The organism is Granulicella sp. L46, from assembly GCF_009765785.1.
Classification (GTDB): Bacteria; Acidobacteriota; Terriglobia; order Terriglobales; family Acidobacteriaceae; genus Granulicella.
On the sequence record NZ_LMUT01000012.1, the window covers coordinates 1,219,698 to 1,235,691 of the forward strand.

Annotated in this window: 6 protein-coding genes; 1 reads left to right on the forward strand and 5 read right to left on the reverse strand. The window is 53.4% G+C overall.

Features of this window, described 5'->3' with window-relative positions; translation table 11 throughout:
* Positions 1-18: 18 nt before the first annotated feature.
* Complete coding sequence (locus GSQ80_RS14590) at positions 19-1,989, forward strand: hypothetical protein (RefSeq protein WP_158788298.1); 1,971 nt, start codon at positions 19-21, stop codon at positions 1,987-1,989.
* 239 nt (positions 1,990-2,228) lie between these two features.
* Here the strand turns inward: GSQ80_RS14590 and GSQ80_RS14595 are convergent, their stop codons facing one another.
* From GSQ80_RS14595 to GSQ80_RS14615, 5 genes are all read right to left on the reverse strand, one after another.
* Positions 2,229-2,546 (reverse strand): L-rhamnose mutarotase, encoded by a 318-nt coding sequence (locus GSQ80_RS14595; RefSeq protein WP_158788299.1) that lies wholly within the window; start codon positions 2,544-2,546, stop codon positions 2,229-2,231.
* 8 nt (positions 2,547-2,554) lie between these two features.
* A complete protein-coding gene (locus GSQ80_RS14600; protein ID WP_158788300.1) occupies positions 2,555-5,854 on the reverse strand; it encodes a family 78 glycoside hydrolase catalytic domain in 3,300 nt (1,099 codons plus the stop codon).
* 159 nt (positions 5,855-6,013) lie between these two features.
* Positions 6,014-7,570 carry a family 43 glycosylhydrolase gene (locus tag GSQ80_RS14605; protein ID WP_158788301.1) on the reverse strand — a complete coding sequence of 519 codons (1,557 nt, stop codon included), beginning with the start codon at positions 7,568-7,570 and terminating at the stop codon, positions 6,014-6,016.
* A gap of 74 nt (positions 7,571-7,644) precedes the next feature.
* Entirely contained in the window at positions 7,645-11,538 is a 3,894-nt protein-coding gene (locus tag GSQ80_RS14610; RefSeq protein ID WP_158788302.1) for a DUF5722 domain-containing protein, read from the reverse strand.
* A gap of 317 nt (positions 11,539-11,855) precedes the next feature.
* Positions 11,856-15,299 (reverse strand): TonB-dependent receptor, encoded by a 3,444-nt coding sequence (locus GSQ80_RS14615; RefSeq protein WP_158788303.1) that lies wholly within the window; start codon positions 15,297-15,299, stop codon positions 11,856-11,858.
* Between the last annotated feature and the right edge of the window lie 695 nt (positions 15,300-15,994).

Genomic DNA, 15,994 nt, shown 5'->3' on the forward strand with positions numbered 1-15,994 from the left:
ACATTCAGGAGCGCTCCAATGAAAATGTTAGCAGCATGTGCGTCAGCTATTCTCACGCTACCAATTGCCGCGCAATCGATCCCGAACGTAACGTGCCTTGTTGAAGACTTCCCTGTGAAAGCGGTCGTCGCATGGCAATTTCCGCAGACACTCGGCCAGGTTCAGGTAGTTGTGCTGCGCGATCCCTCCGGCGAGCAGGAGGCCCGCTTCGATCTCACTCATGGGGCTAGTCTAATTTCCTTGCGTTACCTCGGTCATGAAATGCTCTTTGGCCAAACGGCTGGAGCGAGTGTGTCGCTCTTCTCGTCTAGGCGAAACTCAGACCCTGAGCTAAGGCACACGAGCAAGTACTGGGCAGCATACAGCCCTGATCAAGGCGGGTCCAGCATGGGTATACCTGCAGTTACAACAGGGGTATCTTGTGACGGTCCACATTCTATGCGTGCCTTTGCGGTATTGCAGGACCGGGGTTCTGACAACTCTTTCCAAGGGAGGCCATTGTTAGGAGTTCAGAATGGAGAGATCAGTTCTAACTTTCCGGCCGGCTACTCGACGCCGTACTCGATCGAAACAAGGGCTAGTTGGATACCAAATCCTGGACAAGGACCGAAGTTCTATCTCAAGCTCGCGCAGGACGTCGTGAATGCCTCTGACGTAGCATCGGGCCCGCTGGAGTGGTATCTGAACGTAGCGGCACCGTGGAATTTTGAACACGCAACCAGCTTTCCCGAAGACTGCACAGAACAGGCGCCATGTTCCGGCGCTGCCACCAATGCGATGGCGATCGGTCGTTACACGGACGTGGAACATACGAATGGTGTCGGACTCGTTGTTCCTACAGCAGGCTGGCACACGAGTCGGGCTTATCTGCGCCCGAATGCGGAGTACGTAGTTCTTCTGTATAACGCGGTTTGGGCCGCTCCACGAAGGACCTTTGCTGCCGTGCTTGAACACTCATTAGATCGGGTTAGCGCACACCGGTTCTCCTGGTATGTATGCGTTGGACCATGGCAGCAGACGAAGAAGTTCGCACAACAGCAAACCCCGGCAGACAAGACCATCGCCCCGGTCGAGGCAGAACTTCCTGCATTTCCAGTACAGAAGAGGCCCATAACAATCTCCTGTCAAACGACCGACTTCAAGCCACAGCCTAACCAGACCGATCATGCCGTGATCTTGCGTGATCCCGCCGACGAACAGACGGCGCTCTTCGATACCACACAGGGGGGTGCGCTCGTCTCTCTCCGGTACCGTGGCATAGAGCATATATGGGGGTACAACGGAGGTGGCCTGCTGCAGATGGCTTTCCACAACCGCATGGAGAACGGTGCTTGGGATGGCGATTACAACCCTACACAGGCAGGCGATGGAAGTGCCAACTCGACGGTGACAGGAATTGCATGCAAGGGTGACGCATCAGTAGATATATTCACTACCCTGCTCGATTTCAATCACAACAATGGCTTTTATTCAAAGGCGCTGATAGCTGTCTGGGGCGGCCGCGTGAACGATATGGTTCCGCTCAGTTATTCATCTCCTTACATGCTGGAGACGCGCGCCGAATGGGTAGCAAATCCCACGGGCGCACCCAAATATTATTTGAAACTGAATCAGCGCCTGGTACATATTGCTGACGAGAAAATCGGCTCCTTTACCTTTGATTTTGCTGCGTACACTCCGTGGCAGTTTACCGTACGAGCTGTAAGCCCCTCCAATTGCCCATGTTCGCAAACACAGACCTCGTATATGGCAGGCGGGTGGTATCTCGATGACCTGCGCAAAGAGGGCCTTGCAGTTGCGATGCCCACAAGCAACTTTCCCGAGGCAAACGTAAGTGGAGGATTCAATAGTGACTTTATGTGGAGAAATCGAAGCTTTCATCTGAGTTCTCAAGCGGCGCTGGACGGAGTTACCGCAAACAGTTTCACGTGGTACGTGATGGTCGGGGGCTGGAAATCTGTAGAACGCTTTTCCGCTCGATTGAAGTAAGCTATTTCCGAACCAGAATGCTCGGCTCACTTCCTAAAGCTAGCCCGTCAGTCTCCCGAAGCCGCTCAGTTGCTTAGGCCGCCAACGGACCAGCTAAATGACTTCGACTTTCACTAGTCTTGTATTCAGCAAGTTCGGGTGGAGATGGATCTGCTGCCACTTCTCTGTCGGCAGAATGAGGCTTCGTCAGCTCAGAATGACTACAAAACAATTGTTTATGGTGTTGTTAGAAAAGACCTTCAATCTAGATGGAAAATCTCTTGGAGGGGGCGCATGACGTCGTCGGCATTCTCACCAGAAGATTCGAAGAAAGGAACCATCTCGGCTTGCCACCGCTCATTGACCTCGAGGGCCTTCATTTTTTGGAGTGCTTTATCGAAATCGACTGTTTCTAAATAGCCGACGACAAGGCCACCTGGCGCAAGAAAGAGTGAATAATTCCCCCAGCCGGTGTCACGCAGCGCATTCTGCATCTCCGGCCAAACATCGCGATGTCGCTCGACATACTCTTCGACGCGTTCTGGACGGAGCTTAAGGATGAAGCAAATTCTTTCCAACGTTCCTCCTAGTGCGGGCGCCCCGTGCTGACTTCCGAGGAACCGGCCGGAATCGTAAAGCGGTAGGTTCCCGGCCCAGCTTCAAATACCTGCGTGTCCTTGTCCGCCGAGGTCAAGGCAAGTTCCGTTGCGCGGTCGATAGTGCTTCCATTGAGCAAAAGGCGAATACCCGACGGCACTGGAATGGTAATGGTTGCGGTTGTGTTGGCCGGAATTGTAGCCGTCCACTCGATTTCGCCATTTGCAAAGCTCCACTTCGACACGATAGTTCCATACATCGATTCGTAGGTGGCTCTGGCGTGACCAAGGGTTGCATCGAACTGCGGGTGGAGATAGAAGTGATGGAAGGCTTTGTCTTCTGGGCCCAGATCGATGCCGGCCACGTAACGGTAAAGCCATTCTGCGACTGATCCGTAGGCGTAGTGATTGAAGGAGTTCATGCCCGGATCGTCGAGCATCTGGTTGCCGTTCCAGCGCTCCCACATGGTCGTGGCACCGTGATCGACCATATAGCCCCAAGAGGGAAAGGTGTTAGTTAGCAAGAGCTTATAGGCGATATCGCTGTGGCCTGTGTTGCTGAGTACATTCATGATGTAGGGCGTCCCGAGGAAGCCGGTGGTGAGATGCCCGTGCGTATGAATATCAGCAACGAGTTTCGCGGCGGCCGCCTGTTGCAGGTCTTTTGGAACAAGATCCATGTAGAGTGCAAGGACAAAGCTGGTCTGGCTATCGCTTCCAACGGAACCGTCGGCATGGACGAATTGCTGTTGGAATGCGGCCTTTATGGACTCGAAGAGTTTGTCATAACGGGCAGCATCGTTGGGACGATTGAGCACTCTCGCCATGCGCGCCATAAGTTGAACATCAAAAGCCCAGTAGGCCGTGCCAATAAGATCCTGAGGTGTTTTGCTCCCAATCGCGAGCCAGTCACCGTACGCGACACGATGATTAATGAAATCCGGGTTCTGTTTGAGGAGAGCATTGAGATATCGATCCATAGAATCCCAGGACTGCTCAATGATGCGTGTATCTCCGAACTGGTGCGAGGCGACATACGGGATGATGACACCGGCATCGGCCCAGCCAGGCGAACCGTCACCGACTACGACGCCTACGCGCGGTGTGATGTCGGAATAGTTTCCGGAGGGCGATTGGGCGATGCGCATATCATAGGCAAACTTCTCGGAGAATGCGGCAAGGTTCATATCGTAAGAGGCCGTTCTCCAGAAGACCTGGGCATCCCCCATCCAGCCCAGCCGCTCGTCGCGTTGCGGACAGTCGGTTGGGATGCTCATGAAGTTACCCCGCTGTCCCCATAGAATGTTGTTCCAAAGCTTGTTGACCATAGAGCTGCCGGAATCGAACTCGATGGTGAACGGAGCGTCGGTGTGGAACACCAAGCCTGAGACCGTGTTCTGCGAGGGCTTGCCGGGATAGCCGGTCACTTCAACATAGCGATAGCCATGGTAGGTGAAGTGCGGGACGAAGATCTCTTCTCCTCCGCCGCGCAGGGTGTAGGTATCTTCCTCCGCAGCAGTCCGCATGTTCTCCCGATAAAGAAGACCATCCGGTTGCAAGACCTCACCGAACCGCATGCGAACGCGAGTCCCTTTCGCGCCATGAACGCGAAGACGTTCTGTGCCAACCATATTCTGGCCCATATCAAAGATGTAGACGCCGGGAGACGGATTGGTGATGGCCTTCGCGTAAAGCTGCTCTTCGATCTCAATAGGCTGGAAGTTCTGCGCAGCAATGCGAGCGCGCGGAGCATCGCTGACTATCGCCTCGCGCCAGGTACTGACAGGATGGAATCCGGGCTTGTCCCAGCCGAGCTGCTCGTCCCGAGCGTCGAAATTTTCACCGTTATAGATTTCGGACGATAGGATTGCGGATGGAGCCGTCCGCCAGCTCGAATCGCTGACGAGCGTCTGGTGCGTCCCGTCCATGAAGCTAATTTCGATTTGCGCCAGGAAGCGGAGAGGTGGAGACCCGAAGTTGTACCGCTGCTGAAAGGAGACAAGTCCGCTGCCATACCAGCCGTCTGCCAGGAGAGCGCCGATTACGTTTTCCCCAAAGTGAAGCATAGAAGTTACATCATAAGTTTGGTAATAGACTACTGACTTGTAGTCTGTCCAACCCGGTGCGAGTATGTGTTTACCAACGCGGTTTCCATTGATCCGCATTTGATAGGAGCCCAGGGAAGTGACATACAAACGTGCTGATTTCACGACTTTATCTATCCGGACACTGCGGCGAAAAAGGTTTGCTGGTTCCGGACCCCAAGGCGTTCCGAAGGGATCATCGCCGACCTTCCCTACTACTGTGGCGGATTTCCAGTTCGAGTCGCTGTAATCAATTGCCTGCCAGTTCCCTTCTGCCGACTCTTCGGATTTCCACGATGAATCGCTGACATACCGCACAACTTGGCCGTCCGGCATCCTCAGGCGCAACAGAGCGATCAGCCCTGCGGGGCTCGGGCTGAATAGATCCGCTTCTGCGGTGACAACGTTCTTTCCTTCGCGCAGATCGGACGTGACGTTCACCTTTTGAAACGTTCCCCATGGATAGTCCGGACCCCACGATGGAGGGGGGGGCGCCTCGATAACCTGCCTGGCATTAATGGCTGCAGAGACATTATCCTTGGCGGTGATCAGAAGTGTGGCCTCAACGGGACGCTGAGGCAGATCGAATTCCAGGCGGAACCGATGTTTCGAGGGCTTCGAATTCGTTTCTATACCGGGGTCCGCGGTCCATATCCATTTGGGAGCGGACTCTCGGTCATCTCGGGCCTCCGCTGTGTCGCTCGAGATCCACTGAGCCTTCCAATTTGAGGGTTGAAGTAGCCCAGTCTCCCACCAACTGGGTTGGCTTGGCGCAACTCGTTTGCCGTTCTCGTCCCATACTCTCACCTGCCAAAAATAGCGAGTGCGGGGCAATAGCGGAACACCCGCATAGGGCAGATCAACAGAGATACTCGAGGTGACACGACCGCTGTCCCACATATCAGGATGATTTTGCCGCAGCAATTCGGGAGTGCTGGCGACCATAATCTGATAGGCGGTTTGTTTTGCACCCGGCCGTGCCGACTCCATCTGCCAAGATAGCCGGGGATGGAGATCATCTAATCCTAACGGCTCAGGCAAATAATCACAGAGCAGATGAGTTGTGTGTATGTCGAATGTGTTGGGTGCGGCCGCCCTGACGAAACCGGGTGTCACCCCGCTCAGAATAAAGACGAAGGCGATAGTAGGGTGTCGGGCGAACCGACTATGGTCCCGGACGTACTTCGTCATGTTGTAAGGAACCATGTTATTGACTCGTCCCGATCAGCACCGCTCGCACGTGGTGACGTATCGATTGAAACATCTTTCATATTGAAATAGAGCCTAAAAGAAGGTTTTGGGGCTGTCAATGTGTCCTGAGCCAGATCGGGTACGTCTGTCTTATGGCTGGCGCGTCTACCATCATCATGGCTGCCGCTTCTCTACCAGTCCGACATCCAAATAGCGATGAGCGGAGAATTCCTCTCTATAAAAGCGGGCTTTCTCCTCTGGATTGGCGTATACCGGTGTCGGCAAAGGAGTCGGCGACGCTTCGTGAACAGCGAGAGTGTTCGGTCCTGAATCGAGTAGTGAAGTGTCGATTGATTGAACGATATAATCGGCAGCTCGACCTGTAAGCTTTGCAGCGAGCTTGCCATTCACGAAAACCTCGATATCGCCGCTATACCTTAGGTAGAGTGCTGCGCTATGAGGCAGAGGTGTTTTCAAATAAAACTTACGGCGGAGCCATATGTCACCGGAGGTCCAGTCCGTGTTCACGTGGGAGACCGGGCCTGCGTTCATGATTGCCCGTTCTCCAAAACCTGCCGGCCCCACCTGCCAAGTTTGGTCATCGAATCGTCTAGCGCTCCAATCATGCGCAGGACTCTGGAAGGTATAGTGCCAGTCAGCCAATGCTGTCGTTCTCTGGGCTGATATTTTTCCGGACCGGGTAATATCTACTGGGATTATCCCAGGGCGCCCTATCCATGGTGCGTAATAGTCTCCGGAACCGAAATAGCTCGACCACCACTGGCCGGTCTGATCCTTGAAGTAGTTGTTGTGACCGGCATGCGGTAAAGCGCGATACCGCCCTGTATACGGCCCATAAATCGACTTGGAAGACGTGACCGCGTAGGAATCGTAAGTAGTCACAGCCTGCTCGCCGGCTAACGAGACGGAAATACCTGAATTGGTGAGAATGTATTTGTCGCCGACCTTTAACAAGAAGACGCCTTCGCCCCATTCCTTTTTCGGCTGCACGTCTACTTCGCGAGGAATCTCAGCAAAGCCGCTCATGTCATCCTTCATCCTGGCGATGTTGTATCCCGCGTAGAGGTAATAGACAACGCCGTCATCGTCTTGAAAGAGCGTGGCGTCAAGACCCAAGCCTAGAGGTGCATCCGTCTTGACGTCCCGGTAAGGACCTTCTGGATTTCCGGAGATGCTCTTGAGCAGGCCCAGGCCCTTAGGTAGCAGGTCATTCAAGTGGCCTTCCGGCGTTGCACAGTACGGAATCCACCACGTACCCTTCAGATAGTGAATCTCAGGTGCCCACACAGTTACGCCTGGATTGGCCCCGCTATACCAGTGCGCCCAGGTTGCGTCCTTATCCAAAGACCACACAAGACCGAGCGCGCTCCAATGGACAAGGTCCGCCGAGCGCCACATTCGGATGCCGTCCGTGATGCGCCACATAGCCGCATCCTGTCTCTGCAAGTCGGGAAAGAGATGCGTGTAACCAAGTGCTGGGTTGGTGGTAGCCACCATATAGAACATCCCGTCAGGGCCCTGCGTTATGTTCGGATCACGTACGACATCGTCAAATAACTTCCGCACGGGAATGCCACTCGGCGCATTAGCGTCGCGAGCTGCCGAAAGCACAATATCGTATGGAGCGGGCGGCTGAGAGACTGGCTTGAGAGCCTGCGGTGCCGCGCCGACAAACAGGCTCAATGCGGTCATTGCGAAAAATCGGATCATACTGTCCCCCTCCCAAGGCAGGTCGCATCATAAGCGACAGTGATTTAGCTGCTCCCGTTGAAGCTCGGCGTCTGTCACCTGAAGTTTGGTTCATCCGTCACTTCGTACCGATATCGTGCTCGGCGATCAGGAGCATTATCGCCATGCATCAGGAATTCTGTGATATCGCCATATTGAGCGATATTGTCGGCCCAATGGAAGTCGAGAGAGATACGACCAGCGGGCTGCTTAAGCACTGCCCGCGGAATGGCGATCATGAGTTGGTTGCCATCCACTCGCATAGGCACCGTTACCGGCACCGAAAGATCGTGCCCCGAAACCTGCATGACCGTCGTCTTTCCGTGGTTAATCACCTTGGCATTCACAACCAGGTCATAGCCCTGCCAATTTCCGACGCCGGCTTGGTGTGTATTTATAAACAGCAGCATCCAATGTGAGCCCCTAGAGTTCGTGATTGGCTCATGAGTTTTTGCGTAAAAGTAAACGAACCGCTGATCACGAGCGACCTTCATCGAAAGAAAGTCATTGCGCCCGCTGTTGTCCTTGTAGGGCCCCGCCGCGTAGTTCCCTTCACTGGCCCTTGGCAAGGTATCAAATCCGTGGTCCTCAAATTCAGGCGTCACCGTATCCCACTGCTCGAAACCATTGTTCAAGTCAATCGTCTGCGCGACGCTAGCCGGTTCCGGATGATGAATTCCCTTATACCGTCGAATATTCGCGACGAGTTGGTAATAGTAATCATCGGAGTGGCCGCCCTTCATCGGCTCAATATCGCGACTGAACTCCTGATTGTATTGGTCGATGAAGTAAACATCGCCTGGAAGGATCGGATGACCGGCCCTGCCCAGCTTAGCGCCGGGGTAAAAGTCCCAGGCCGCAAGACTCTTGTCCACATCGATGCCCATCGTCATACTGCCGGCGGTCCACTCGTTCCACCCTGTTACGAAGACAAACTCCGGATCCACCGCAATCGCATGGTCCCACTGCTCCTGGAAGTAAAGACCTTGATTTGTAGAAGCTGTTAAATCGTGGCTATCGAGTGGAGGCTCGGTGCCGTTATGAAAGCTACGTCCAATGGCGGAAAGCGGATGCTCGGCGACGGCTACGGGCATCTCCTCTGGCCGATCCGGACCTTCGTGCCATCCATATGCCTGCGGTGTGTGGGCGATCCATGGCCACTGGTCATGCCCATCGCGATACCAGGGCAGAGAGTCCCATGCCCAGCTCTCCCGAAGCGTAAAGAAATTCCTAAACTCTGCGGACATCTGGGATACAGGTACCATGCCACGTTGTTGACCGGTCAACAGTAGAGGCTTACCCTTCCAATTAAACCAGAGGTTCCGATACAAACCCTTTGAGTAGAAGTCTGTCCAAAGCTCGCGAACGGAGCGCTGGCTGGCAAGGAACGCGATTTGAGGCGTCTTCTCACCCTCGGCTCGCATGCGTTCGTAGACCCCAAGGATCTTCATGTATGTCTTGGGATAGGTAACATCGTTCGTTGCATCGAAGATGATTACGTCGACGCCAGCATCTGCGAGCAATTGGGCATTCCGCCGGATCACCCACTCGTCTGTCGCGAGATAATAGCCAGCTTCCGGCTCGCCCCAATAGTAGGTTCCGTTCGTCCATTTCGAGGTGTCTTGCCCCTCCTGCAAACTTTTGGTGACGTCGCGGGGCCCGCGCACACCGGACTGATCGGCAGTCAAAAAATAGAAGATTCCTACGAAACGTCCTGGTCGAGGGCCTCCTGTTTCGCCGTTGCTGGGAAGCTCGCGGCCCAATGCGTCGGTTGCAGCCCATTGATCGCTCTTCATATTTCGAAGTGTACTTTCAGGCGGAGCGCCGACGATCTGTCCCTTGAAGCGAACCGCATCCCAGTCCGGGACATTGATAACTTTGAGGTAGGGCTCACAGGCCGCGTCCTCTTGAGGCGTTCCAACTCCCTGATAGAGATACCAGATCGGCTTCTTGCCCAATGGATCCTCAGATTCGTCCCGAAACTTGCGCAGTCCGATGCGCAGGCCACCCTCGCCACGGTTATCTATCCAGTTGTGGTATTGCATCGCCTCGATCGAATCCATCGTCTCGATTTTCTTCCATGCGTACGCCAAGCCCGCGGCCTGGTCCGTCAAAGACTTCTGGCTGTAGTCCTCTGAGTTAAACCCCTGCTCACTCAAAAAGATTGAACGCGGCTTCTGGCCTCGGTAGAAAGTCCGCGGCTGCATGGTCCAGGCGTCCAGTACTTCAATATTTTTGAACGTAATCAAGGGAGTGTTCATGTCGAAGGTAGCGCGCGTATCTTCCCATGTACGCGGCTTGAATAATGATTCTGGATAGGGATGATAGGCGATCGACCAATCGAAGTCGCCCTCTGCGTGGGAAAAATCTACGAGCTCATCCAACATTCGATGTGGCAAATAGAAGTGCTTGTCCTCCGTCTGATTCCAATAGTGTGTAAGTGAAATATAGACGCGCGCGTGCGGATTATATTGGCGTGCGATCAGAAATACGGTTCGCATGGATTTGATGTACATATCCATAAAAGTCAGTTCCGACTTATTTCCAGCGTTGGTCCATACCCAACCGGCGTCCACTTCGTTGTGGACAATCCAGTGATGGATACGTCCAAACTTTTCGTCCGGCCGGCTGTAGCGCTCTGCGAGAAAGTTCAACATCGCGGCATAAACCTGTAGACCCTCCGCGGACCCCACGTTGGGCATCGCATAAATACCTGCCGGATCGGCATAAGGAAAGGCGAGTTGTGCAGCGGGCGTTCCGTTGGCTGCAGCTGAATGCTTGGGCACAAGTAGAATCGCCGAAACAATCAACTTATGTGTGGCAGCGTATTCGAGCGTACGATCGTAGTTCGCGATGGACGCAGAATCGGCGTAGTACACACGCCCGCCATAACTAAACTCCGTACGATCAGCCCCTGGACCAGGGCGCAGGAAATCCAAGAATAGATTTACCGTAACACTCGTTATTCCGAGCTTCTCGATGTCGTCAAGTGGTCCAGACGCAGTAAAACCACCCAGGCCCTTCTTGGAGCGGGGGACTTCGTCCGGGAAGCTCCACTTCGATGCAACCTCATCAGCGAAATGCGCATGCGAGAGCAAAGTGATTGTGTCACCCTGCCTCCGAATCACTACCCACTTCGAAAGAATGCGGTCATAGGTATGATCCGGAAGGGTGCGCACGCGCGTCAGAGAGATGTCGAAATGGTTGTTCACCGCATGCAACGGTGTTGTGTAATCGAAACTCTTTAGCTGCGTCAGATTTTCGTACATTGGCACCTCGGCGAGGTACACATCGCGATCGTCGGCGAGCTCTCCACTGATATGCAGCGTATTCGCTGTGCAATAGACGTCTTCGACCTTGTCAGGGAAGGTTTTGGTGAGATAGAGGTCTAGGTCAGTTCGGAGCTGCTCGTCGCGATGCGCGAGTTCGACTCGTTCCTTCGCCGCCCGAAGTTCCGCTTCCGTGCTTGGACGAATTTCAACATTTCGAATACGGATGACATTCCCGGCGACGGTCTCGAATCCGAGGGCAGTAATACTCCGCGCCGAACTCCAAGCGTCCAGATCGGATAGATCCTCCGCATAGTCCGTGAACCCTTCGCTGTGACTGAGTCCCGGCAAAAGGAGTGCTGTACGTATCTTTCCATCCGCTGTCTTGTATTCGAGCCGGACGTGATCGGTAGAATGAGCGGAAAAATAGGAAAAAGATAGTACGCGATCAGTTCGCGGATTGATTTGTCCCTGCATTGCGATGGGGGCCATCAGAATGTTGGCATTGGCATCAATCTCGGTTGTGTCCTCCGACACTTGAGAGGTCGACCCACCTCCGATGGTGCCGGGCGAGACCACGAGCTTTACCTGAGCTGGAGCGAATCCCGGTTTGATTCCGAAGATCGCAATCGCAAAAAGCAGGCGTCCCCAACATTGCGTGGAGACACGTAAAGGCTTCATAGATCTCCTACAGCGTGGAGGGCATAGTTTCTATTCCACGGAGCACAGCGGATCTTCGATCGCAATTTATGTTTCTTAGTGGAATTATCATCGCCCCGTGGGCCCGATAGTGCTGTTATACGTCTTGGGTGTCAATGAGACAGAGCGTCACTGCAGAGCGAATTCAGACTCGTTTTCTCTCTCGACATCGACATCGACTTTGAGATAGCTACAGAATTAGCACTGGCGCCATATAGCTCGCATAGTTCGAACCAGACGCCATTGAAGTTTTGGGGGGGAGCTGGTCGACAATCTAACCAGCTCCTCGATACTTATAGCTAGAATCTAATGTACCCCTCGAGTTGTAGTTGACGTGGCGCATTCGACTGTCCGTTGACGGTTCCAAAGGCGCTACTGGTTATGCTCGTATTCATCCCGCCCAATTGGACCCGGTTGAACAGATTGAATGCATCCGCCTTGAATTGGAAACTGACTGTCGATGTAATAGGAATTGTCTTTGATAGAGACAGATTCTCATTTTTATATCCTTCATTCCGAAATGAGGCATAAGGTAACGTACGCGGAACATTTCCGAAGGTATAGTTTGGTGCGTTTACGAACGCCGCGACGTTGAGGTACGGGGTACTGAGATCCAGATGACTACCAATCTTGCCATTGATGCGGGGATTGCCTTGGAATGAGGGGTTGTAGTCAGGATAGCAACCACCGGTGAAAGGAACTAAGCAGTTTCCTGAGAGGGTGTTCATCGGAGTGCCGGAAGTATAGGTCTCATTTGCCGATATTTGCCAGTTTCCAACGATTGCGTTGACAATTGCGCTTGAGGACGCAAATTTGGTTCCTTTACCAAAGGGTAAGCTGTACACCTCGGCCAAGGAGATAGCTTGTGGTACATCGATCGTAGAGACAGCCCGTTCCTGGCGTAGATTGTAGGCCGTTCGCGGCGTGGAGGGGGAGGCGAAGTTGACTGTACTGCCGCCTTCGTCCATAGTCTTGCTCCATGTATAGGAGATAAGGAGGTAAAGCCCATTCTTCATGTTTCGAGCAAGAGTCGCCTGAAGTGCGTTGTAACTTGATGTACCGAAGTCCGCCCAAGGATCTGGACCCTGGAAGGTGCCACCGGTACTGGTGTACTGAGCAAAGGGCCGAAGCATCTGTCCGATCTGTCCCGAGAAGTTGCCAAAAGGCAACTTAATCTCGGGAAATTGCGCTTGCGCCTCTGCAATCGTCGTCGGAGTTGCCTGTTGATTCAATAATGGCCCGAGCGCTTCATACTTGGGGTCAATCTGATTGGAGTAGATCCCTACCCCTCCGTTCACACCATTGAAGTGGCTTGCGGTGCCGGCGTATGTCAGGTTCATGATGAGAGAGAAGGGGAACTCTTGTTCAACCGTAAAATTCCACTCCTCAGTGTATGGAGAACGTCCGGCAGTAGCGGGCCGATCATACGAAATGCCACCGCCCTGGGGGACCGTGGTGGTGAAGCCAGTAGCGAGCGTTGGACTAAAAAACGGTGGCTGCTGATACGGAGGAATGCCGTTATCCCAGTTGAATGCGGGACTAACCCCGCTATTGAGGCTTGTGAAATCCGGAGCCGTCGAGTATCCCTGGTTTCCGATTCCTTGCTGCTCCCCGTTTCCACCCAGGGCTCCGCCGTTATAGTGAACGATGGAAAAGGCAGAACGAATAACGGTCTTCGGGGCCGCGCTATAGGCGAAACCGATGCGCGGTCCAAACGTCAGATAATGCGTCTTGACATTGGTCCGGCAGTTGCAACTATCGGTCCCAGATCCGGCGAACTGCAACACACCCGGAGCGCCATCAGCCGCTGGATTAGCGATATTGGGATTGAGCCAAGAGGTGCGATTGTGCACTTCAACAAACGGCTTTGGAATCGAGTAGCGGAGCCCAAGGTTGACGACCAGTTTCGGGGTTACTTTCCAGTCATCTTGCACATATGTAGCATAGTTTCTCCAGCGGCCCCCGGTTTCTGCCACGGCATAATCGTTGAAACTCAAGCTATCAACTAGACCCATGAGGTAACTGGCGTACCCACTACCGGTATTTGGTTCCGGAGTTCCCGTCGCATCGAGCGCAGCTGTTTCGCTATTACTGAAAGAGAATCCTCCGTTATATTGGTCCGGTATATTGAGGGCTTCTTGCTCCAATGTAACCTGAACGCCGAAGGTAAAGCTGTGCTTGCCATGAACCCATTCGACATTATCCTGAAATGTCTCTGACGTTGGAATTTCGTTGAATCCGGTGTTGCCTTGATCCCAGGCTGAGGGAGAATCAACTCCTCCAAACCCAATCTGAGGAAACATAACCGCAAGTTGACCGACCGGGAAACCCGTTAATCCCGCCTTGCTGGGCCAATCTCCGCCGACACTCGGGTTTATATAATTAGATTCATTTCTGACGAGATTAGCACCGAAGAGATTCAGCAGGTTCGGGGTGAATGTGTGGGTCTCGTTGACCTGACCCAGATACCACGTCGAATTGCCGGTGCGCGCGCTGGAATAAGGCACGGGAAGGACAGACGCTGCAGCCAATTGACTCTGTCTGCCGGTTTGGAACACACCTGTGATTCGGTCCTTGCTCCAAAGCCTCGCATCAATCTTCGCTAAAAAGACGTTTTGTTGATTTCCGTTTACATACGTATTGAAATAATTGTTTTGAAGATTCGCGTTCGTCGGCTGGGGTAGTTCGGACTGCAAGACTTCTGCGACGTTTGAAGTGACTGGCACCTGATTGTTCAAGAACGGTTGCCTGGTCAGAACTCCGTCGGGACCGATGACCGTCGTAGATGGATCATAAATTTGAACCGGAAATGCGCTAAAGTCCCCTTTACGTTCCGCGAGAGTCGGGATACTCACGAAGGCGGGAGTCGACCCCTGGGTGATCTTAAATCTATCGTAACTACCAAAGAAGAAGACCCGATCGTGCCGGATCGGACCACCCACGATAACTCCAAATTCATTCTGATGTTCTACGGGTGTCTTTGTATTACCGAAACCTGGCGCATCAAGGGCTGTATTTCTAAAATTTTCATATAAGGTGCCGTGAAATTTGTTTGTTCCAGACTTGTAAGACAGGTTGACAATTCCCTGCCCGTCATAGTTGGCGGGCACACCGCTGGATATGACCTGAAATTGGTCGATGACTTCAGTGGTGATCGTGTTGAGGTTTTCCCCACCCCCCTGCAATTCCGAAGAGGCCAAGGGCATTCCGTTGACGTAGATCAAGGACGATGCAATGAACCCGCCGTTAATAACTGGAATTCCAAAATTGTTGTTGCTCGTGACTCCTGGCACCAAGCTCAAGAACCCAGTGGCACTCTTGGCCGCGCCATTCATCGGTATCGGGAGGGCCTCATAGGTGGAATTAGGAATGGTGATCGATACCTGGCCATTTTCCGTCTCGAGCTCGGGAGCCTGCGCTGTCACCTCGATCTGTTGCGAACTTCCAGCCCTCAGGTTGACATTGACTCCGAGTTGAGTGAAAGCGTTCAGGGTGACATGCTGGCGCGAGGTTTCAAAACCTTTCGCCTGGACCTCTACGTCGTAATCGCCTGGGGGCAGCGCACTGAGTGTATAAGAACCCGAGGAAGACGCCGCTTGCGACGATTTGAGTCCGGTGGCCAAACTGGTAGCCGTGACCATCGCTCCCGGAACAACCGCACCGGATGTATCCGCAACGGTTCCCTCGATCGTGCCTGTACCCGCGACCTGGGCATTCGCGAGCCCAGACAGATGAAAGGACATGACGAGTGCCACAACGATGACGAAAAGTCTATGTCCTCGACTTAGCCCTCGAGCCCTAAACCTGGCAAACGTACTTTTCTTCTTCTTACTCGAGAGGTCCACTAAACCCGCTAACGTCATAATGCCTCCAATTTGGACTGAGAGTTTTGACTAATCATTCATACTTTCGGAACAATGTATGTATTGCAACTGAGAACGCTGAGTTTATACTTTTTTGACCGTGACAATGTCAAGGCATATCTTCAGATGTGTCAAAATACCTAAATGGAATGCACAATACTCCATATTGGAGCGGCCGCCAGAGGCCCACAGCAACTCTCCGATAAGGGATTTGTGGCAGATGGCCCAACTACCTTTTGCGTGTAGATCGTGTCCGATTCCGTGAGCTCCGGAACTGCCTGAAGCCATACAGAAACTATTCCTTTTCAGAATGCCCACCCAACGAAGGTCGTGACAGTGACCAAAACCGAAACTTCACAATCAGCTTGGGTCCCGCAGTTGGGGCGATTCGCTTCAGTTGGCGCGCCTCGATCTGTGGAAAATCCAATGTGATGGCTGTTGGTTCCCATGATCCTCACAGTCGTTCTTACGACGGCGGTGTCTTTAGGCGGCCGTGACCGGCTCCGGGATGCGGGACTCGTGCCTGTATCGCATAGCAAAACTTGATCTTGGGAGCAAGCGGGGAGATTGTAGGC